Genomic DNA, 20,266 nt, shown 5'->3' with positions numbered 1-20,266 from the left:
ACAATCGCGTGACATGGACGGGTGGCCGGAGGACCGTCGGTACCTGTTCGCCGTCGCGTACCGGTTGCTGGGCAGCGCCGCCGACGCCGAGGACGCCGTGCAGGAGGCGTACGTGCGGCTGCAGAAGGCCGCACCGGACAACCCGCGTGCCTGGCTCACCACCGTCGTCTCCCGGATCTGTCTGGACATGCTCGGGTCGGCCCGCGCGCGCCGGGAGAACTACGTGGGCACCTGGCTGCCCGACCCACTCGTCGGCTACGACGACACCGACCTCGGCGACGCCGTCGCGCTGCGCGATTCGGTGCGCACCGCCGTGCTGCTGGTGCTCGAGACGCTGTCACCGGCCGAGCGGGTGGCGTTCGTGCTCCACGACGCGTTCGGCATGGACTTCGAGCGGCTCGCGGCGGTCGTCGGCCGCACCCCGGAGGCGTGCCGGCAACTCGCGTCGCGGGCACGCCGGCGGGTACGCGCGGGCGCACCGGCGCGGACCTCGGTGTCACGGGCGGAGCATCAGCGGGTGCTCGACGCGTTCGCCGCGGCCAGCGTCGACGGTGACCTGTCCGAACTCGTCGGTCTGCTCGATCCGCGAGTGGTGTTCCGCTCGGACGGCGGTGGCACGGTGCCCGCCGCGCGGGTGCCGGTGCACGGCCCGGCGCGGGTGCAGGCTCTGGTCTCCGGGCTGCTCCGCCGGTACGCCGGCGTCCGGCTGCTACCGGTTCCGGTAGCGGGCGGCCTCGGCTTCCGTCTTTCTTCGGACGACGCGGAACTCGGCGTCCTCGGCGTGGAGCTCGGCGTCCTCGGCGTGGAGCTCGCGGAGGGCCGAATCGTCGAGCTGAACCTCGTCGTGAACCCAGCGAAGCTGGGGACCGACCGGTCGCTCTGAAGTATTGCCGGCGCCTACCCGTTCAGGGTGACGCGCGAGCAGCCCGGCACCGCCCAGACTCGCTGTGCGCGGTGGAACCCTCCGCCCGCGTTGCCGGGAAGGTGGGCTTCAATGACCGAGTCGCATGTGGTGACGGAACCAGCCCCTCACCATCTTGTCGAACGCACCGTGATCCGACGGCGCTTACTGGAATTCACGGCCGTGTGTCTGGTGCTGACCTGGGTTCCGTGGGTGCTCCTGGGTGTGCAGGGGGTGGACCTCGACGAGGGTCTCGGTCTGCTGGTGTTCGGCCTCGCGGCGAGTGGCCCTTCGCTGGCCGCGCTGGTCATGTGGTTGCGGCGCCGGAGAGAGGTGCGTCCTGGTCCGCGCTCGCGCTTGTCGTTCGGCGCGCCCGTAGCGGCGGTGTTGCTGGGCGGGATAGCGCCGGTGGGGGCGGCGATCCTGCTGAACCTGAACGACTTGTCGGCGATCCCGGATCACGCCGGTCCGGTGGTCGCCGACATCGGTGGTCCGGTGATCGCGCTGGTGTACACATTGCTCGCCGGTCCGGTGGCGGAGGAGTTCGGCTGGCGGGGCTACGTGCAGCCGCGCCTGCGTCAGCTCCACGGCCGGGTCGTGACCACTGTGGTGCTGGGAGCCGCCTGGGGCCTGTGGCACGTCCCGCTGTTCTTCGTGCCCGGCACCGGCCAGCACGACGACGGCTTGTTCACCCAGTACGGCTTGGTGTTCTTCCTTTCGCTCCTCCCACTCACCTACCTCATGCTGTTCGTGACCGAACGCCTGCGCGGTGGTGTCCTGGCGGCGATCGTGATGCACGCCGCCTGGAACCTCACTGATGAACTCGTGCCGGTTCCGGGCAGCGGCGGATTGTGGCTGAGGCTTCTCCTGTTGCTGGTCACCGCGGGAGCGGTCGCCGTGTGGTGGCGCCACCGACCTCGGTGAAACGCGGGCGGTCCGCCCGCCGCCCGCCCTGACCTCGCCGCCCCTGACCTCGCAGCCCGCCGCTAGCCCTGTCCCCGCCGCTAGGGCCTGTCCTCAGAGTGGGTGCTGCTGAGCGCGGTGCGTAGCTGGTTGGATGCTGGTTCGTGGTGCGTCGGCATGAGTTGACTGATGAGCAGTGGCAGGCGATCGCGGCGTTACTTCCGAGGTCGGGTGCTGCGGGTCGGCCGCGGGTGGATGACCGGCGGGTGATCAACGGGATGTTGTTCAAAGCCAAGACCGGTGTTGCGTGGCGGGGTCTGCCGGAGCGGTATGGGCCGTGGAAGACGGTCTACAACCGATTCTGGCGGTGGTCTCGTAACGGCACGTTGACGCTGCTGGTGAGGCAGGTGCGAGTGATCGCCGAGGCGATCGATGAATTGGATCGCGAGGTGTCGGTCGATTCCAGCATCGTGCGCGCTCATCAGCATGCGGCCGGTGCTCGCCGGGCGCAGGCGCCGGGCGCGGGGGGCCTGCCGGCCGGACGGCGGGCAGACCGAGCCAGGTGATCATGCCATCGGCCGTTCCCGCGGCGGGCCCTCCACGAAGCTGCATCTGGCCTGCGACGGCCACGGCCGGCCGCTCACGGTGATGCTGACCGGCGGGAACGTCAACGACTGCACCGTGTTCGAAGACGTCATTACCGGCGTGTCGTTTCCCCGGCCGGGTCCGGGCCGCACCGCGACCCGCCCGGCCCGCATCCTTGCCGACAAGGGCTACTCCAGCCGCGCGATCCGCGCCTACCTGCGCCGACGGCCGATCCCCACCACGATCCCCGAACGCGCCGATCAACAGGCCCACCGCCGACGCCGCGGCCGAACCGGCGGCAGACCTCCAGCCTTCGACGCGGTCGCCTACCGCCGCCGCAACGTCGTCGAGCGCTGCTTCAACCGGCTCAAACAATTCCGCGCGATCGCCACCCGCTACGACAAGACCGCACTGTCGTACCAAGCCATGATCGACCTCGCCACCCTCACCCTCTGGCTTTGAGGACAGGCCCTAGGGCGTGTTTGAAAAGCGCTTCGTTCGTTGGGTGATGCGTGGCTCGTGGTGATCTGACGAATGCGGAGTGGGAAGTCTTGTCGGCGGTGTTGCCGTCGGCTAAGCCGGGTGGTCGGCCGCCGCGTTCGCGGCGGCAGGTCATTGATGGGATCCGGTGGCGGGTGAGGACCGGGGCGCCGTGGCGGGACCTGCCCGAACGGTATGGGCCGTGGGAGACCGCGTATGCGCTGTTCCGGGACTGGCAGCGGGACGGGACCTGGGCGCGCATCGTGTCCGATCTGCAGTCCCGCGCCCAGGCCCGGGGGCTGATCACCTGGGACGTGTCCGTCGACTCCACCGTGGTCCGGGCTCACCAGCACGCCGCGGGCGCCCGTAAAAGGGGGTCGATCAGAAACAACCGCCGGGAGGGTGCACCGCAGAGCCCAACGACCATGGTCTGGGACGGTCACGCGGCGGGTTGAGCACCAAGATCCATCTCGCGGCCGAGGGCGGACAGCGTCCGCTGTCGCTGCTGGTCACCGCCGGGCAGGCCGGAGACGCGCCGCAGTTCCAGCCGGTGATCGACGCGATCGGTGTCCCCGGTCGAGTCGGCAGGCCCAGGACACGGCCGGCGCGGGTCCTAGCCGATAAGGCCTACGGATCCCGCGCCAACCGCGTCTACCTGCGCCGACGCGGAATCCGCGCCACCATCCCCGAACCAGCCGACCGGTTGGCCCACCGCCGACGTCGCGGCAGCGCCGGCGGCCGCCCACCGACGTTCAACGCCGAGACCTACAAGCAGCGCCACGCGGTCGAGTGCGGGATCAACCGCCTCAAGCGCTACCGGGCGGTCGCGACTCGCTACGACAAACTCGCCGTCCGCTTTCTCACGACGCTGCACATCGCCGCGATCAACGAATGGCTACGGTGACCAGCTTTTCAAACAGGCCCTAGCCGCGTCAGTGCGCGGCGCCCGGGGCCTCGATGGAGGTCTGCGCGGGCATGTTGCCGATCCCGATGGGGCACGAGAGCCCGTTCGGGCCGTGGTTGCAGTAGCCGTTCGGGTTCTTGGCGTCCGAGAGGTACTGCTGGTGAAAGTCGTCCCGGCCGCGTGCATATTCGGTGGGTCAGCGCGGAAGCCGAATCGGCAGCGTCTGGGTAACCTCGTCGCCGAGTGCGGGTCCGCGACCCACCGCAACGGCGGAAAGGCGTCCTGGCCACCAATTCCATGGTCCGAGCAGTGCCATCGCGGCCGGGAGCACGAGCACCCGGATCACGACGGCGTCGATCAGGATCGCGGCGGCCAGTCCGACGCCGAGTTGCTTGAACTCGATCAGGCTGAGCGTTCCGAAAATCGAGAACACACCGACCATCACGACCGCGGCGCTGGTGACGACTCCCGCGGATCGGGTGATTCCCTGAGCGATCGCGGCTCGGAGCGGCAGTTGCGCAGCGGCAGCTTCTCTAATCCGGCCGACCACGAACACGTGGTAGTCCATCGACAGTCCGAACAGAACGGCGAAGAGGAAAAGCGGGAGCCAGGACACGACTGCACCTGACGAGTAAAAGTCCAAGGCCGATTCGGCCCAGGAGTACTGGAACACGCCGACCAGCACTCCGAATGCCGCGGCGGCCGACAGCAGGTTCAGGACCACGGCGGTGAGGGCGATCGCGGGCGAGCGAAAAGCCCAGAACATCGCGAGAAAAGTCAGCGTCAGTACAAATCCGAACACCCACGGCGCACGCTGCTCCAAGTGATCGGTGAAGTCGAGGCTCTGCCCGACTTTCCCTCCGACTCCGAGTTCGACATCCGTCGTTCCTGCGAGCACCTCCGGTAGCCAGGAGCGCAGTAACCGCAGCGACGTGGCCGCTTGCTCACTCCGTGAGCCGAACGGCGTGCCCACTGTGAGTACGTGCACACGATCGTCGCCGGAGGCCTCGAGATCGGGCTCACGATCATGGGCGAACAAGCCGTTGGCCCGGACTCGCTCTGCCAGAAGCAGCAGACCGGCACGGACGTCCGGCGCCTCGCCGGCGGGCGCACGAACGGCCACCACGTGCGTCGTGCCCTCGCTCGGAAACGCTTCGCTCAGGTGATCCAACGCCTGCACCGCCGGGATGTCCCGCGGCAGATCGTCCGCGCCCGGCTGCTTCAGTTTCATGCTCAGTGCAGGGGCAGCGAGCAGAAGCAGTAGTCCGACCGACAAGACCAACGTCACCGCGGGGTGGCGCAGCGACGGTAGAAGCAGTCGCGGCCAGATACGGGGCTCACCCGCTCGCGCGGACAGTCGCCAAAGCACCGGTACCCGGAGCCGATCGACCGATCCGCCCAGCGTCGCGAGTAGGGCAGGTACCACCGTGAGTGAAGCGAGCACCGCGACGGCCACCACGATGATCGAACCAGTGGCCAGCGAAGTGAACGTCGCCTGACCGGCGAGGTAGAGCCCGGCCATCGCGACGATCACAGTGACACCCGAGACCACGACCGTATGCCCCGACGTTTCGGCAGCGATTCGAACGGCATCTGGACGCGATGCGCCGTTCCGTAGCTCCTCCCGCTGGCGCGAGAGATAGAAGAGCGAGTAATCGACGCCGACCGCCATCCCCATCAGAAGGATGACGCTGCTCACGACACTGGTCGCGGGAAGCACTTGGGAAGCCAGCGAGGACAGGCCGATCGCTGCGCCGACCGAGGTGAGCGCGACGACAACCGGCACGCTGGCCGCGACGAGTGCACCGAAGACCGCGAGCAGGATCAACAGTGTCAGCGGAACGCTCACGAATTCGGCCCGAGCGAAGTCCTCACCCAGTGTCTCGGTCAGTCCCTTCGCCGTGGATCCGGTACCGACCTGCTCGATGCGGAGAGAGGGGTGGTCTGCCTCCACCCGTGCGCTGACCGACAAAAGCGGATCGACGCGTTGGTCAGCGGTCTCCGTGTCTCCGGTCATCACCACCGGAACGAGCACGGCTTGTCGATCGGCCGATGCAATGGGCTCGCCGACCGATTCCGTCTGCGGAAGCGACCGCATTCCTTCGGTCAGGTCGCTGACCGCCGCGCGTGCGACCTCCGCATTGAGCGGACCGTTTCGGGCGGTGACGAGGATGTTCTCCTCAGGTTTCTCGGGAAAATTCCCGGAAGCCACGATCCGGCTGACGAGTCCGGATTCCCCGACGCCGGTCTCGTCGTCCCGCAGCGTATTCGTGCCGACGGTGTGCCCCACCACGACCGCGAGTGCGACGAACGCCATCCAGAGTGCGATCGCCGTCCATGAATGCCGTGCGCTCCAGAGGGCTACCCGTGCTGTCAGGCTTTTCCTGCCCACCGCTGTGCTTACCTTTCGCCGTCATCACCGCAGTTGAGTTGCGCGCGAAAGGACGCTATTTCGTCCGGTTGTCTCCGGGTCATGCGGATTGCCGCCGAGTTCGTTCAGCAACCCACACCCTTGTTACTGTGGAAATCCTCACCGAGCGACGGAACGACCAGTCTGGTCCAGTTCCTGATGAGGACTCGGAAGCATCGCTCGGGGTCCCCGCGACAGTTGGCCGTCGACGGCGCAAAGTCGCTCTTTTGGGCGACCTCACTGCAGGCAACGGCCGCCGCCCCGTCCGCGCTGATCGGACCTCCTGCCGGCGATCGAGGTCGCGTGCCGGCATGGCGCCGATGCCGATCGAACACGGCAGCCCGTCCAACTCGTGGTTGCAGTACCCGTGCGGGATCTTGGACGGCGAGGTCCGGACTCTCGCACAAGGAGACATCCGACCTCGGCGACGACTATCGCGGGCCGAGCAGCCGACGACCGGCGAGACGCATGCCGGTGAGGAGTTCAGTACAGGAACGATGGTCGGGATCGTCGGAGAGTGCAGCGGCCACAAGCGGGCCGGTGTCGCAGATGATCACGAGCGGCCGAAGCCCTCGGCTAGGATTTTGTCAACTCGGCGGGTGACGCCAGGTCGGCGCGACGTTCCGGCACCGAAAAAGCCGGCGGCCAGGGACGGTTGCTAACTGGGCGCAAACGGCGGCGCAGATCGGCGAGCGCCGCGCCGACTTCTTCGGGTATCTCTTCGACGAGGCGGCGAAGCTCATCTCGTTCGGCGCTCGTGCGAACCAGGTTAGGCGCGGAGTGCCGGGCGAAGCCAGCCGCCGAAACATCCTGTGGACAGCGAACGGGCGGCCCGTATCCGGACCGCCCGCCGCTGGGTGAAGTGCTAGACCGTCAGTGTGCTGCGCCCGGGACCTCTACCGAGGTCTGAGCCGGGACGTTCCCGATCCCGATCGGGCAGTTGAGCCCCGTTGGGCGACGGGTAAGAGACCGGGCCGCGTCGACTCGGCATACGTTGACAGGCTGCGACTATGCGGCACCGGCGAAATTTAGAGGGACGTCGGTCGGGGCCGATGCCGAAGGGCTCAGGTGCGCTCCCCGCGGCATGGAGGTAGCGGGCTCGTGCATCTAGCTTCGTCGCGTGATTGATGCGGGTACACGAGTACGGCACCGTGAGCGAGCAGGTTGTCCACAGGTCGAAGTTCGGCAGCTGGGAACGTGATGACCGGCGCTTACACTCCACGTATGGCAGACCAACCAGACTCGCGGGAGTAGGACGACGAGGAGTCCGCGAAGCGGCGAATCTTGCCCCGGCATCTTGCCCGGCTGGTGGGTTCGCTGCGTGGCCCTGCAGATCTTGCGCAGAACCACGACAAGTATCTGGCGTATCCGCAGGAGCAGCAGGCTGGCGGAGCGGCCTCGGCGTGATCCTCTGCGATACGGGGCCGCTGGTCGCGGCCCTCAATGAGGCGACGACAACCACGAGCGATGCTCTCGCTTCCTCGTCGAGAACTGGACGAGGCTCGTCGTCCCGTCGCTCGCGGTGACGGAGCTGGCCGATCCGCGACGGCGGGGGAGTCAAGGGCTGGCGGCTGACTTTGCGCCGCGATCGCCGAGGACGGTTGCGAGTCGTGGAGGTCTCGCCCTACGGCTACCGGCGAATGTCGGAGCTTCTCAGCACCTATGCATCCCTCCGCTTACAAGCGGTGGACGCTTGCGTCGTCGCGCTTGCCGAGCGCCTGGACCTTCGCGAGGTCGCAGCGCTCGACCGGCGCGACTTCAGCGTGGTGGCGCCGCGCCATCTGCCGAAGGGTCAGCGCCTCAGGTTGCTTCCGGATTGAGTACGGGCAGCCCGGCTGGGTAGCCAGACCGCCCGTGTCGCGCTCGGTGCTAGTGCCTCACCGCGTCAGTGCGCTGCGCCCGGGACCTCGACGGAGGTCTGAGCCGGCACGTTCCCGATACCAATGGGGCAGCTGAGCCCGTTGGGGCCGTGGTTGCAGTAGCCGTTCGGGTTCTTGGCGTCCGAGAGGTACTGCTGGTGGTAGTCGTCTCAGCGATGTGCATTTCGCCAGATGCTCTTCAGGACCCTTGCGGGCGGGACATGTGTTCCGTCCATAGGTCGACAGCCTGTTGGAGGTCGAGCGCGGCCACCTCTTCACGGGGCAGCCCGACGGTGTGGATCAAACGTGCTGCCAGCCAGTCCGGCACCGGCTCCCGCGATGGTGACTGCTCCAGGATGAGCTCGTTGGCGACCTTGCCCAGCTTGTCGACAACCTGCACGAGCGGGACGAGGTGGGGCTTCGCTTCCGACGCGCGTTGAAGACGAGTCGTGGCTTCGCGGTACACCTCTGCGTCGGCGCGGGCGCCGATCGCCCAGATCTCGCAGATTTCGATCGTCTTGTCGGCTGTGACGCGGTAGACGACTCGCCAGGTGTTCCGACCGACGACCAGTTTCCGGAATCCGGTCAGGTCCCCGCCGAGGGGGTAGCCGGCTTCCGCGTCGTCTGCCAGCAGCAGGATCTTTCTGAGCACCTTCGGGACGGCGTCGGGGCCGATCCGGCGAAGGTCATCGAGCGCGTCGTCGGTGAAAATGATGTCGGCCATCGGGTCGTCAGTGCTCGTCGTCCCCGGAGGCTGCCAGCGATTCACGGGTATGGCCGAAGGCGGTGAGCACGTCGTCGATCGATGTGCGGTGGCCGGTGTCGGTCGCGGAGCGGGCGAGGACAAGCGCCAGGTCGTGCAGGTCGGAGAGCACCGTGTCGATCTGCTCGAGCCGCTGGAAACTCACGAGGACGGCCACCGGCTGATGCCGTCGCGTCACGACCACGTCCGCGCCGGCTTCGGCCTCGGCGACCAGACCTGCGACGCCGCGCTGAGCGGCCTCGGTCACGCTTACTTGATGCGGATCATGAAGCAGCGCCATAGCCAAACTATACAGAGAGATGTACAGGTTGGCCGAGGGCGAAGCGAGGGGGCGTTCGAGGATCACCGCGCCAGTGAACAGGGCTCAGAAATGGCTAGCGGATACGCGGACGACTCACGCAAACTAAGCGGCCCGGCGTGACGCCGGACCGCCCCTCGTCATGCGAAGTGTCAGTGCGTGGCGCCGGGAACCTCTACCGAGGTTTGGGCCGGCACGTTGCCGATCCCGATCGGGCACGACAGCCCGTTCGGCCCGTGGTTGCAGTACCCGTTCGGGTTCTTCGACGGCGACAAATACTGCTGGTGGTAGTCCTCGGCGTAGAAGTAGTCGCCGAGCGGGGCGATCTCGGTGGTGATCGTGCCGAAGCCGCCCGCCGTCGCTACCGGCTGGAAGGCCTCCAGGCTCGCCTTCGCGGTGGCGGCCTGTGCGTCGGTCGTGGTGTAGATCGCCGAGCGGTACTGGGTGCCTCGGTCGTTGCCCTGCCGCATGCCCTGCGTCGGGTCGTGGTTCTCCCAGAACGCCTTGAGCAGCGTCTCGTACGAGACCTTGGCGGGGTCGTAGACGACGAGAACGACCTCGGCGTGCCCGGTCAGGCCCGAGCAGACCTCCTCGTACGTCGCGTTGGGCGTGTATCCGCCCGCGTAGCCGACCGAGGTGGAGTAGACGCCGGGAATCCGCCAGAAGATGCGCTCGGCACCCCAGAAACAGCCCATTCCGAAGACGGCGGTCTCGTAGCCCTCCGGCCAGGGGCCGGTCAGGGGGGTGTCGAGGACGGTGTGGCGGGCGGCGACCGGCAGCGGCTGCGCCCGGCCGGGGAGTGCGTTCTCCGCGGCGATCAGCTCGGACTTGCTGCGGCCGAACAGCATGGTTTCGCCTCCTGCGATTGAAGTGAACCGGGCGGCCCGGCCCACGTCCAGCTCAACACCGTAACCCGGCCCGGTGTTCCGGCGGAGAACTCAGGTCACGCCCCGCAACGGTAGATCCTCCACCGAGCGGAACGCCGACGCCAGCCGGTCGACCGCCTCGTCCGACGACGACGGCTCGAGCGTGTAGGGCAGGCGGACGTAGCGCTCGAACGCGCCGTCGAGCCCGAACCGTGGCCCGGCGGCCAGGGCCACCCCGTGCCGTTCGGCCGCGATCGCGAGCGACGAGGAGACCGGCGCGCCGAGGTCGACCCAGAACGCCAGCCCGCCGGTCGGCGCGTTCAACCGCCAGGTGGGCAGCTGGACCGCGAGCCGGGACCGCAGCCGGGCCCGCGCGTCCCGGAGCCAGGAGCGCCGTACCTCCATGACCTCCGCGGTCCGCGGAACCAGCGCGGCCGCCATCAGCTGCTCCAGGATCGGGCTGGAGAGATCCATCGACGCGCGGGCCGCGCCCACCCGCCGCACCATGGCCGGGGTGGCACGCAGCCAGCCGACGCGCAGCCCGCCCCAGAACGACTTGCTCGTCGAACCGGTGGTCACCACCGAGTCCAGGCCCACCGGCGTCACCGGCGAGTGGTCCAGCCAGACCTCGGCCACGGTCTCGTCGAGCACCAGCGTGGTCCCGGACCGCACGGCCATCTCCACCACCGCGGCGCGGTCCGCGGCGGACATGTAGAAACCGGTCGGGTTCTGAAAGTCGGGCACCAGGTAGACGACCCGCGGCGTGGAGTGCCGGATCGTCGCGTCCAGCATCTCCAGGTCCCAGCCGTCCGGCCCGAACGGCACCGGCACCGGGCGGCACCCGGCCCAGCGGATGGCTTCCAGCGCGTTCGGGTACGTCGGGTGCTCGACGACGATCCGGTCGCCCGGCGACGTCAGCGCGCGCAGGGCCAGCGCGAACGCGTGGTGCGCCCCGCCGGTCACCAGGATCTGGTCCGGGGTCGTCCGCGCGCCGCGTGCGGTGTACCGCTCGGCGATCGCGCTCCGCAGCTCGGCCAACCCGAGCGGGTCGTAGCCGTGCGTCGGCAGGAAGCGGGCCAGCTGAGTGACCGCGGACTCGGCCGCCGCGTGCAGGTACTCCTCCGGTGCGGGCGCCGCGGCGTGCGCCAGGTCCAGCAGGCCTTCCCCCAGCGTCGCGACCGGGCCGGCGGCCGAAACGCCGGCCGGAGGGAGATGGGTCCACGTGCCCGAGCCGCGACGGCTGACCAGGAACCCGTCCGAACGGAGCCGCTCGTACGCCGCCGCGACGGTGGTGCGCGACACCCCGAGGGCGTCGGCGAGTTCCCGCTCCGCGGGAATCCGGGTGTGCAGCGGCACCCGGCCGTCCAGGATCAACAGGCGCAGACGGCTGGCCAGCCCGGCGTACGCGGTCGGCAGCGGCCCGGTCCGCCAATCACCCAGGAGGCGGACCAGATGTGTGCCGTTGACTCTGCGGTCGGTCGTCACCAGTCCACTATCCCAAAATTGGCTATTGGATAGAAGGCCAATAGGGGTAACCGTAGAGCCCGTGAACAGTCTCCTACCGCCCGATCGCCGGGTTCGCCGCCTCGTTCAGCTCTACGTCGGGCTCGCGCTCTACGGCTTCTCGATGGCCCTGATGATCCGCGCGGATCTCGGCCTCGACCCCTGGGACGTGTTCCACCAGGGCATCGCGTCCCACGTCCCCTGGTCGTTCGGCACCGTGACGATCGTCGTCGGCGCGGCCGTGCTGTTGCTCTGGATCCCCCTGCGGCAACGGCCGGGGCTCGGCACGCTCAGCAACGTCGTCGTGATCGGCTTGGCGGTCGACGCGAGCCTGTGGTTGCTCCCCACGATGACGTGGCTGCCCGGCCGGTGGACGTTCATGATCGCGGCGATCGTGCTCAACGGCATCGCCGGAGGCTGCTACATCGGCGCGGGGCTCGGCCCCGGTCCGCGGGACGGCCTCATGACCGGTCTGGTCGCGAAGACCGGCGGATCGATCCGCATCATCCGCACCGGGATCGAGGTCGCCGTGCTGGGCATCGGCTGGCTGCTCGGCGGCACGGTGGGCATCGGCACCGTGCTCTACGCGGTCAGCATCGGCCCCGTCGTGCACCTGACCCTGCCGTTGCTCACGGTCCCCAGCGGCGCGACGTTGTCCACAGCCGGATCATCCGACGACGGCCAACTCCCCGCAGCGGCCTAGCATCAGAACATGACCCACGCCTTCGAGACGCTCGCCATCCACGCCGGTCAGGACCCCGATCCCAGCACCGGCGCGGTCGTTCCGCCGCTCCACCTGTCGTCCACGTTCAAGCAGGACGGCGTCGGCGGCCTGCGCGGCGGCTTCGAGTACGCCCGCAGCGGCAACCCCACGCGCCAGACGCTGGAGGAGTGCCTGGCCGCGCTGGAGGGTGGGCTGAAGGGCTTCGCGTTCGCGTCCGGGCTCGCGGCCGAGGACACGCTGCTGCGTAGCGTCACCCGGCCCGGCGCGCACGTGCTCATGCCCGGCGACGCGTACGGCGGCAGCTACCGCCTCATCGCCGGGGTGCTCTCCAACTGGGGCATCAGCCACACCTCGGTCGACCTGTCGGATCTGGACGCCGTGCGCTCCGCGCTCCGCCCGGAGACCGCGGTGCTCTGGTGCGAGACGCCGACGAACCCGCTGCTCGGCATCGCCGACATCGCCGCGCTGGCGGGCATCGCGCACGAGGCGGGCGCGCTGCTCGTCGTCGACAACACGTTCGCGTCGCCCTACCTGCAGCAGCCGCTCGCGCTCGGGGCGGACGTGGTCGTGCACTCCACGACCAAGTACATGGGCGGCCACTCCGACGTCGTCGGCGGTGCCGTCGTGGTCAAGGACGCCGAGCTGGCCGAGAAGATCGGCTACCACCAGAACGCGGTCGGCGCGGTCGCCGGCCCGTTCGACTCCTGGCTGACGCTGCGCGGTATCAAGACGCTCGGCGTGCGCATGGACCGGCACTCCGACAACGCCGAGCGCATCGTCGAGGTGCTGGCCAGCCACGCCGCGGTGAAGAGCGTGCTCTACCCGGGCCTGCCCGAGCACCCCGGCCACGAGACGGCCGCCAAGCAGATGCGCCGGTTCGGGGGCATGGTCGGTATCCGCCTGCACGGCGGCGTCGAGACCGCGCTCGAGGTCGTCGCGAAGACGCAGCTCTTCACGCTGGCCGAGTCGCTCGGCGGGGTCGAGTCGCTGATCGAGCACCCCGGCCGGATGACGCACCAGAGCGTGGCCGGTTCGCCGCTGGAGGTGCCCGACGACCTGGTCCGCCTGTCGGTCGGCATCGAGAACGTCGATGACCTGATCGGGGACCTCCTCCAGGCACTCGCATGATCGGAGCGACCGCCACCGAGATGGCCGCCGCGGTCCGCGAAGGACGCACGACGGCGCGCGAACTGGTCCAGCAGCACCTGGAGCACATCGAGCGGGTCGACCCGAAGTACGGCGCGTTCCGGCGCGTCCGGCGAGCCGAGGCGCTGGCCGAAGCCGACGCCGTCGACGAGCGGAGAGACCAGGGCCCGCTGGCCGGCGTACCGGTCGCGATCAAGGACCACGTCGAGGTCACCGGCGAAGTCCGAAAGGACGGCTCGCTCGCGACCTCGGCCGCCCCGGCGACAGCGGACCACCCGCTGGTCCAGCGCTGGCGTGCGGCCGGCGCGGTGGTCGTCGGCCTCACCCGGGTGCCCGAACTCTGCATCTTCCCCACCAGCGACGACCCCGATGGTGTCGCGCGCAGCCCGTGGAACCCGAGCTACAGCGCCGGCGGCTCCTCCGGCGGCGCCGGTGCGGCGGTGGCATCGGGCATGGTTCCGCTCGCCCACGGCAGCGACGGCATGGGCTCGATCCGCATCCCGGCCGCGTGCTGCGGCGTCCTCGGCCTCAAGCCCGGCGCCGGGGTCACGCCGCACGCCGACGGGGAAGGCTGGCTGGGCCTGTCCGAGCACGGTGTCCTGGCCACCACGGTCGACGACGTGGCGCTCGGCCTCAGCGTGATGGCGGGCCGGGAGATCACGCCCCGGCAGAAGACGCTGCGGATCGCGATCTCCTCCCGTTCCCCGGTGGTGTTCGCCCAGCCGGACCGGGAGACCCGCGACGGCCTGCACCGCGTCGGCCGGGCGTTCGCGCTGGCCGGCCACTCCACGTTCGCACGTAACCCGAAGATTCCGGTGAGCCTCCAGACCCTCGCCGGTGCCTTCTGGACCGGCGCGGTCGCCGCGGAGCTTCCGGCCAACCTCGACGAGTCGAAGCTCCAGCCCCGCACCCGCACGCACGTCGCAGCCGGCCGCGCCGCGCTCCGCGCCGGTCTGGCCGACCAGCGCAAGCGCGACCGGTGGCGCGACCAGGCGTTGGCGTTCTTCGACGACGTCGACCTGCTGGTGATGCCGGTGCTGGCCACGGCGCCGGCGCGGGCCGAGGCGTGGTCGGCGAAGCCCTGGTGGCCGAACGCGCAGATGTCCACGCGGCTGGCCCCGTACCCGGGGATGTGGAACCTCGCCGGGTTCCCGGCGCTCGCGGTACCCGCCGGGGTGCGTGCGGACGGCGTCCCGGCGTCGGTTCAGCTGGTCGGGCCACCGGGGAGCGAAGGCCTGCTGCTGGGCGCTGCCGCTCAGCTGTCCTGGGCGCGGCACCCGGAGGGCGTCACCGGAACGGTCGCACGACCATGAAGATCACGATGATGATGAGCAGCAGCGCGACGATGCCGCTGGAGGCCGCGACCCGCCCGTAGGCGGCGTCGACCTTCCGGCGGGTCTCGACGTCGATCGTCGCGGTGTCGGTGCCCGCCGGTTCCGGAGTCTCCACCGCGGTGTCGGACTCGGTCACCGGCGTCATCGGCGTCACCGGCGTCGCGGGGAGCGGCGTTGACGCGTCGAGCAGCCGCGCGGCGCCGGTCAGCCCCGGCGCGACCACGCCGATGCCGAGCAGCAGCGCGATCACGTACAGCGTGATCGAGATCGTGACCCAGGCGTCGCCGAACGACCAACGACCGTTGCTGACGCCGATCAGCACGAAGCCCAGCGCCGCGACGACGAGCGACAGCAGCGTGTAGAGCGTCGTGGTGCGGGCGGCTTCGTGGACGCCGCGCGCGTCGTGCTTCCGGATGGCTCGCATCCCCATCATCGGAGCGATCGCCATCGGTCCGATGAGGAACACGGCCGAGAGCACGTGCAGCGTCAACACGAACTTCGTCATGGCACAGTTCTACCCCGGTGTGTGGGACACGATGCGTCCGGCGCCATTACTGTGAACGACGCTCACGAAGGAGGGTCGATGCTCCCTGCGCCCCCGCCGCCGGAGCTGACGACTCGCAGCCGTAGCTGGGAGCGTCGGCGGAAACGGCGGAAGCGTCGCTTCGTGCTGTTCGGGCTACTCGCCCTGATGATGTCGGCGGTCGTCTGCACGGTCACCGGGGTGTTCGTCTACCGCACCGGTGACCGGGGGCCGGAGACGCCGAAGGCCGCGGCGGATCAGCTGCTGCGCAGCATGTCGCAGAACAGCATCAACGAGTTCGAGCAGGCCCTGTGCGAGTCGAAGCGCTCGCAGGCGGGCGCGACGCTGCGTGAGTTCAACCGCGGCCTGGTCGACGTCGGCCAGGAACTCCGGACCATCGACTGGAACGTCACGAAGGAGACCCGACGCAGTTCGACCGAGGTCGAGCTGGACGTCGGGGTCACCTTCGTGGTGGCCGACACACGCACCCGGGAGACGACGAACCGGCCGTTCCCGATGCGCCTTCAGGCCTTGGAGACCAACGGTTGGTACATCTGCAACATCGAGGTGCTGACCCTCTAGCGGCGTCGGCCGGAGGCGATCGCGGTGCGGCGGGCCAGGAAGTCCCGGACCACGTACTCGCCGAGGTTGTCGGCGTCGGACGTGAAGATCCGGCCGCCGTTGCGGCGGGCCACCTCGGTCATGAAGTCGACCAGCCGCGGGTCCTCACCCAGCATGAACACGTTGATCGCGACGCCGGCCCGGGTGGCCCGGTCGACCTCGGCCAACGTCAGCGCGAGCGTCTCGGGCATCGGCGGCCACATGAACACCGCCTCGCCGTCGCGCTCCAGGTGCGCGGTCGGCTCACCGTCGGTGACGACGAGCAGGATCGGCTCGGCGTCCGAGTGCCGGGTCAGGTGCCGCCGCGCCAGCATCAGCGCGTGCTGCAGGTTCGTGCCCTGCACCGGGTCGAAGTCCAACCCGGCCAGCTCGGCCGGGCGCAGCGGCCGCGCGTACTGGCTGAACCCGATCAGCTCGATCGAGTCCTGCGGGTAGCGCGTCGTCACCAGGTGGTGCAGCGCCAGCGCGGTCGACTTCGCCGCGCCCCATGTGCCGTTGAGCTCCATCGAGTACGACAGGTCGACGAGCAGCGCCACCGCGGCCCGCGACCGCCGCTCGGTCTCCACGACCTCGAAGTCGTCGACCGTGAGCCGAACGCCGTCCGAGGTCGGGCCCGTGCGCAGCACCGCGTTGCGCACCGTGCGCACCACGTCCAGCGGCTGGGTGTCGCCGAACTGCCAGATCCGGCTGCTGCCGGTGAGTTCACCGGCGGCCCCGGCGTCGGCGATGTCGTGGTCGCCACGCGGACCGTCGTGCAGCTGCGCGAACACCCGCTTCAGCGCGGTCGCGCCCAGCCGTCGCAGCGCCTTCGGCGCCAGCTCGAGCTGGCCGTTGCGGTTCTGCAGCCAGCCCTGCCGGGACAGCTCCCGTTCGATCCGCCGGAGGTTGTTGAGGTCGTCGACGGCTTCCCGCCCCAGCGCCCGCTGCACCAGCTCTTCGTCGACGTCGTCCAAGCCGGCTCCGGCGTACTGCTGACCGAGTTGCCGGTCGAGCGACTCGACGTCGGACAGTTCGGCGACCGCGCTCGTGGCGTCGCCCATGCCCATGCCTTCCTGGCCCTGCATCCGCGGGTCGCCGCCCCAGCGCAGGTCGGGCCGGGCCGCGCGCAGCTGCTGGTTGAGCCGCTCCATCTCGGCCGAGAGCCCGATGTCGCCGCCGAGCATCTGGTCCATCAGGTCGCCCAGCTCGGCGCGCTGGTCGGCGGTGAGACCGTCCATCATGCGCTGCGAAGCGGCGGCCCGGCGGGCCAACTGGTCGATCAACTCGTCGATGCTGTTCGGCCGCTCCGGGAAGAACTCGCCGTGTTTGTCGAGGAACTGGTCGAGATCCTGCTGCCCGGCCTCTCCCCGGGCGTGCTTCGACAGCAGGTCGTTCAGGTCCGCCATCATGTCCCGGACCCGCGCCATGTCCTCCGGCGACGCGTTCTGCAGTGCGTTCTTCATGCCGGCGAACTGGGAGTCGAGCACCTCACGGCGCAGGAGGTCCTGGATCTCCTGGTACTTCTGCGCCGCCTCGGGGGAGCGCCACTGCCGGTCGGCCAACGCGCGCACGGCGCTTGCGGTCTCGTCCGGCAGGGCGTCCAACTCGGCTTCCTCGAAGCGCGCCATGTCGTCGGGGTCGGCGAACAACGCACGCTTCTCCGACTCGAGCGCCTGGTCGAGCAACTCCCGGACCTGGTCCAGGGTGCCGTCCAGGCGTCCGGACCGGCGCAGCTGCTCCCGCCGCTTGCGCAGGCGCCGGCGCAGGTCGTCGAGGCCGTTCAGCCCGTCGCGGCCGCGCTGCAGCAGCCGGCGCAGCGCGTCGGCCGGGGTGGAGCCGGACAGGATGTCGTCGCCGATGCCGTCCAGCGCCTCGCGGACGTCGAACGGCGGTGCCAGCGGGTCGGCGCCGCCCGACCAGCGGCCGTACCGGTAACCGCCACGTCGGCGCGGCGGGGGTGGGGGTTCCAGTGGTTCAGCGCTCATGTGAGCCCCCTCAGGAGCCGTAGAGGGTCTGACCTTCGGCCACGTCCTTGGCCAGCCGGCGGTTGAGGTGGAGCCCTTCCATCGCGAATTCCAGCGCGGCCGCGGCGAGACCGGGCGACTCCGCCCCGTCCGGCACTCCGACGCGCTCGAGGATCTGGGCCAGGCCGGGCACCGTGCCCAGCTGGTGCAGCAGGTCGGCCGCGGCCACGTTCTCGCCGGCCATCACCGTGCTGCCGCCCTCGAACTTGGCCTGCAGACCGGAGAGGTCGACGCCGGCCAGGTAACGCCGGAACGTCCGGGCGATCGACCGGCGCAGCAGGTGATCGAGGATCTCCAGCTCGCGGCCGTCCTCCAGGTCGCCGGAGAGGTCGGCGAACTCGACCTTGCCGCGGCTGGCCGGAACCACCGACGGCAGATCGCTGACCCGGGCCACCGGCGTCTCGCCGGTCTTCGCGGCCCGCCGGACCGCCGAGGCGGCCACCGTCTCCAGCGCGGCGATCGCGAACCGGGCCGAGACGCCCGACCGCTGGTCGACCTGGGGGGCCTCCCGGACCTCGCGGGTGAAGCGGCCGATGATCTCGCGCAGGTGGTCGGGCACGACCGGGTCGCCGAGCTGCTCGTCCGGCCAGCTGACCAGTGCTTCCTGCTCGATGACGGCCAGCTCGCCGGGGAGGTCCAGCGGGTAGTGGGTGCGGATCTCGGCCCCGAACCGGTCCTTGAGCGGGGTGATGATCCGGCCGCGGTTGGTGTAGTCCTCGGGGTTCGCGCTGGCGACCACGAGGAGGTCGAGCGGCAGGCGCAGCGTGTAGCCGCGGACCTGGATGTCGCGCTCCTCGAGCACGTTGAGCAGCGCCACCTGGATGCGTTCGGCCAGGTCGGGCAGCTCGTTCACGGCGACGATGCCGCGGTTGGTGCGGGGGATTAGGCCGTAGTGGATGGTCTCCGGGTCGCCGAGCGTGCGACCTTCGGCCACCTTGATCGGGTCGACGTCGCCGATCAGGTCGCCGACGGAGGTGTCGGGGGTGGCGAGCTTCTCGCCGAACCGGAGCGAGCGGTGCAGCCACTCGACCGGCGTCGCGTCGCCGAGTTCGGCGACGAGGTTCTGGCCGTACACGCTGATCGGCGCGAACGGGTGGTCGTTGAGTTCGGAACCGGCGATCACCGGGGTCCACTCGTCGAGCAGGGAGATCAACGACCGGATCAGGCGGGTCTTGCCCTGGCCGCGCTCACCGAGGAGCACGAGGTCGTGGCCGGCGAGCAGCGCTCGCTCCAACTCGGGGAGGACGGTGTCGTCGAATCCCAGGATTCCGGGGACGGAAGGCTCGCCGGCGCGGAGCCGGGCCAGCAGGTTGTGCCGGATTTCGGCTTTCACACCGCGGTAGGGGGTCCCGGCGTCCCGGAGGGCGCCAAGAGTGGTGGGTTCGGGCCGGGCTGCCGCCTCGGCCGCCGAGGCATCACGCGTCACAGTCCGACGCTACGTCGGAATCCCGTGGGTGGCGAGGTGGATCAGCGCGACTCGACCGAGCGCGCCAATTGCACGGTTGCGCCACCGTTGTTGTAAATCGTCACCTGTTCGCAGATCTGACGGGCGAGCCAGAGCCCGCGGCCGCGCTCCTGCGCGGTGCCCGGCGGGCGGAACCCGGCCACCAGCGGGTCGGCGATGTGCTGGGCGCTCCAGATGTCGCAGAACAGCCGGTCGGCCCCGGACCAGAACCGGCCGACGCCCCGGCCGCCCCCGTGCTCGACCGCGTTGCTGGCGATCTCGTAGATCGCGATCAGGAACTCGCTCGCGTCGTCCTCGTTCATGCCGCCGTCGCGGGCCCAGCGCAGCGCGGTCTGACGCACCGAGGGGATCTCGGCGGCGCCGAACTCGACCCGCAGCGCGTCGGACGGCACCGGCAGGCGGGGCGTCTCCGGGCCGGAGGCGAGGAACTCGACCGCCGGGACGAAGTGGTCCGACGGCGCGACGCCGTCCGGCCCGAGCGTCGACGGGTGGGTGCGCCGGGCCGCGTCCACGACGTCCTCGGCGAGCCCTTGCGCGTCGTACGCGCAGCACAGGTCCACCGGAAGGCCGGCGAGCGCCGTGTTGAGCACGGCCTCGTAACACTGCCACTCGCCGATGGCCGACGGCTCGTCCCAACGGATCTCGGTCAGCACCCGCAGGCGCTGCTTCTTGCGGGCGGCGCGCTCGGTGCGGCGGGCGTACCCGCCGATCGTCCAGGCCGGGATGCGATGCCAGACCCGATCGTCCACGACGTCGACCCGGTCGGCGTGCGTGCCGAGCGCGGCGACCAGCCCGGCCGCGTCCGGGACGGCCAGCACGACGGTGTCGCCCCGCTCGATGCCCTGTCGCAGGAAGTCCGCCCCGCAGGCGGTCAACTCGTCGGAGGAGGAGTAGATCAACGCTTGGTGGCCGAGCACGGGGCCCGCGTCGGGCGAAGGGTCACCGTCGATCTGTGCCGCGGTCAAGGCCGCCCCGCAG

18 protein-coding genes and 2 pseudogenes are annotated in these 20,266 nt (G+C 69.9%); 9 read left to right on the top strand and 11 right to left on the bottom strand.

Going from position 1 to position 20,266, the window contains the following annotated elements:
- Window positions 1-13: 13 nt before the first annotated feature.
- From sigJ to CRYAR_RS46375, 4 genes are all read left to right on the top strand, one after another.
- Window positions 14-883, top strand: a complete 870-nt coding sequence (gene sigJ / locus CRYAR_RS36185; protein WP_035857705.1) for an RNA polymerase sigma factor SigJ — start codon at window positions 14-16, stop codon at window positions 881-883.
- Window positions 884-1,093: 210 nt separating this feature from the next.
- The gene (locus CRYAR_RS44090; protein ID WP_051571395.1) at window positions 1,094-1,825 is read left to right on the top strand and encodes a CPBP family intramembrane glutamic endopeptidase; all 732 of its coding nucleotides are present in this window, start codon (window positions 1,094-1,096) and stop codon (window positions 1,823-1,825) included.
- Window positions 1,826-1,968: 143 nt separating this feature from the next.
- Window positions 1,969-2,851, top strand: a protein-coding gene (locus CRYAR_RS46380) for an IS5 family transposase (RefSeq protein ID WP_425389381.1) whose coding sequence is annotated in 2 segments (ribosomal slippage) — window positions 1,969-2,366 and window positions 2,365-2,851 — 885 coding nt in all. Because the reading frame shifts where the segments join, the coding sequence is not laid out codon by codon here.
- 50 nt (window positions 2,852-2,901) lie between these two features.
- Window positions 2,902-3,773, top strand: a protein-coding gene (locus CRYAR_RS46375; protein WP_425389380.1) for an IS5 family transposase whose coding sequence is annotated in 2 segments (ribosomal slippage) — window positions 2,902-3,249 and window positions 3,252-3,773 — 870 coding nt in all. Because the reading frame shifts where the segments join, the coding sequence is not laid out codon by codon here.
- Window positions 3,774-3,801: 28 nt separating this feature from the next.
- Here the strand turns inward: CRYAR_RS46375 and CRYAR_RS51050 are convergent.
- Window positions 3,802-3,945, bottom strand: a pseudogene (locus CRYAR_RS51050) (peptide-methionine (S)-S-oxide reductase MsrA); the annotation flags it as partial.
- 24 nt (window positions 3,946-3,969) lie between these two features.
- A complete protein-coding gene (locus CRYAR_RS36160; protein WP_051571393.1) occupies window positions 3,970-6,090 on the bottom strand; it encodes an MMPL family transporter in 2,121 nt (706 codons plus the stop codon).
- A gap of 1,703 nt (window positions 6,091-7,793) precedes the next feature.
- On the opposite strand from CRYAR_RS36160, the gene CRYAR_RS36155 reads away from it, so the two are divergent.
- Complete coding sequence (locus tag CRYAR_RS36155) at window positions 7,794-8,003, top strand: hypothetical protein (protein WP_051571392.1); 210 nt, start codon at window positions 7,794-7,796, stop codon at window positions 8,001-8,003.
- Window positions 8,004-8,068: 65 nt separating this feature from the next.
- On the opposite strand, the pseudogene CRYAR_RS51045 reads toward CRYAR_RS36155, so the two are convergent.
- The 5 genes and pseudogenes from CRYAR_RS51045 to yczR form a co-directional block, all read right to left on the bottom strand.
- Window positions 8,069-8,212, bottom strand: a pseudogene (locus CRYAR_RS51045) (peptide-methionine (S)-S-oxide reductase MsrA); the annotation flags it as partial.
- A 29-nt stretch (window positions 8,213-8,241) separates the two neighbouring features.
- Window positions 8,242-8,766, bottom strand: a complete 525-nt coding sequence (locus tag CRYAR_RS36150; protein ID WP_035857704.1) for a type II toxin-antitoxin system mRNA interferase toxin, RelE/StbE family — start codon at window positions 8,764-8,766, stop codon at window positions 8,242-8,244.
- 7 nt (window positions 8,767-8,773) lie between these two features.
- The gene (locus tag CRYAR_RS36145; RefSeq protein ID WP_035857703.1) at window positions 8,774-9,085 is read right to left on the bottom strand and encodes a type II toxin-antitoxin system Phd/YefM family antitoxin; all 312 of its coding nucleotides are present in this window, start codon (window positions 9,083-9,085) and stop codon (window positions 8,774-8,776) included.
- A gap of 170 nt (window positions 9,086-9,255) precedes the next feature.
- The gene (gene msrA, locus CRYAR_RS36140; protein WP_035857702.1) at window positions 9,256-9,951 is read right to left on the bottom strand and encodes a peptide-methionine (S)-S-oxide reductase MsrA; all 696 of its coding nucleotides are present in this window, start codon (window positions 9,949-9,951) and stop codon (window positions 9,256-9,258) included.
- A gap of 90 nt (window positions 9,952-10,041) precedes the next feature.
- A complete protein-coding gene (gene yczR / locus CRYAR_RS36135; protein ID WP_035857701.1) occupies window positions 10,042-11,454 on the bottom strand; it encodes a MocR-like transcription factor YczR in 1,413 nt (470 codons plus the stop codon).
- 61 nt (window positions 11,455-11,515) lie between these two features.
- On the opposite strand from yczR, the gene yczE reads away from it, so the two are divergent.
- The 3 genes from yczE to CRYAR_RS36120 are packed head-to-tail and all read left to right on the top strand — an operon-like array spanning window position 11,516 to window position 14,655.
- Complete coding sequence (gene yczE, locus CRYAR_RS36130; RefSeq protein WP_035857700.1) at window positions 11,516-12,175, top strand: membrane protein YczE; 660 nt, start codon at window positions 11,516-11,518, stop codon at window positions 12,173-12,175.
- Window positions 12,176-12,184: 9 nt separating this feature from the next.
- On the top strand, window positions 12,185-13,324 hold the full coding sequence (locus CRYAR_RS36125; protein ID WP_035857699.1) for a cystathionine gamma-synthase: 1,140 nt from the start codon (window positions 12,185-12,187) through the stop codon (window positions 13,322-13,324).
- Complete coding sequence (locus CRYAR_RS36120; RefSeq protein WP_035857698.1) at window positions 13,321-14,655, top strand: amidase; 1,335 nt, start codon at window positions 13,321-13,323, stop codon at window positions 14,653-14,655. Before CRYAR_RS36125 ends, CRYAR_RS36120 begins: the two co-directional genes overlap by 4 nt.
- Here CRYAR_RS36120 and CRYAR_RS44085 read toward each other — a convergent pair.
- Entirely contained in the window at window positions 14,630-15,181 is a 552-nt protein-coding gene (locus CRYAR_RS44085; protein ID WP_051571391.1) for a DUF2269 family protein, read from the bottom strand. The two genes, CRYAR_RS36120 and CRYAR_RS44085, sit on opposite strands and share 26 nt — an antisense overlap.
- Before the next feature lie 78 nt (window positions 15,182-15,259).
- On the opposite strand from CRYAR_RS44085, the gene CRYAR_RS36110 reads away from it, so the two are divergent.
- The gene (locus tag CRYAR_RS36110; RefSeq protein ID WP_157018308.1) at window positions 15,260-15,781 is read left to right on the top strand and encodes a hypothetical protein; all 522 of its coding nucleotides are present in this window, start codon (window positions 15,260-15,262) and stop codon (window positions 15,779-15,781) included.
- Here CRYAR_RS36110 and CRYAR_RS36105 read toward each other — a convergent pair.
- The 3 genes from CRYAR_RS36105 to CRYAR_RS47760 are packed head-to-tail and all read right to left on the bottom strand — an operon-like array spanning window position 15,778 to window position 20,253.
- A complete protein-coding gene (locus CRYAR_RS36105) occupies window positions 15,778-17,784 on the bottom strand; it encodes a vWA domain-containing protein (protein ID WP_051571390.1) in 2,007 nt (668 codons plus the stop codon). The two genes, CRYAR_RS36110 and CRYAR_RS36105, sit on opposite strands and share 4 nt — an antisense overlap.
- 10 nt (window positions 17,785-17,794) lie before the next feature.
- Complete coding sequence (locus CRYAR_RS36100) at window positions 17,795-19,249, bottom strand: sigma 54-interacting transcriptional regulator (RefSeq protein ID WP_035857696.1); 1,455 nt, start codon at window positions 19,247-19,249, stop codon at window positions 17,795-17,797.
- A 41-nt stretch (window positions 19,250-19,290) separates the two neighbouring features.
- Entirely contained in the window at window positions 19,291-20,253 is a 963-nt protein-coding gene (locus CRYAR_RS47760) for a sensor histidine kinase (protein WP_169745134.1), read from the bottom strand.
- Between the last annotated feature and the right edge of the window lie 13 nt (window positions 20,254-20,266).

Origin of the sequence: Cryptosporangium arvum DSM 44712 (assembly GCF_000585375.1) — a bacterium.
GTDB lineage: Bacteria > Actinomycetota > Actinomycetes > Mycobacteriales > Cryptosporangiaceae > Cryptosporangium > Cryptosporangium arvum.
This window is presented reverse-complemented; position numbering and strand designations above follow the sequence as displayed.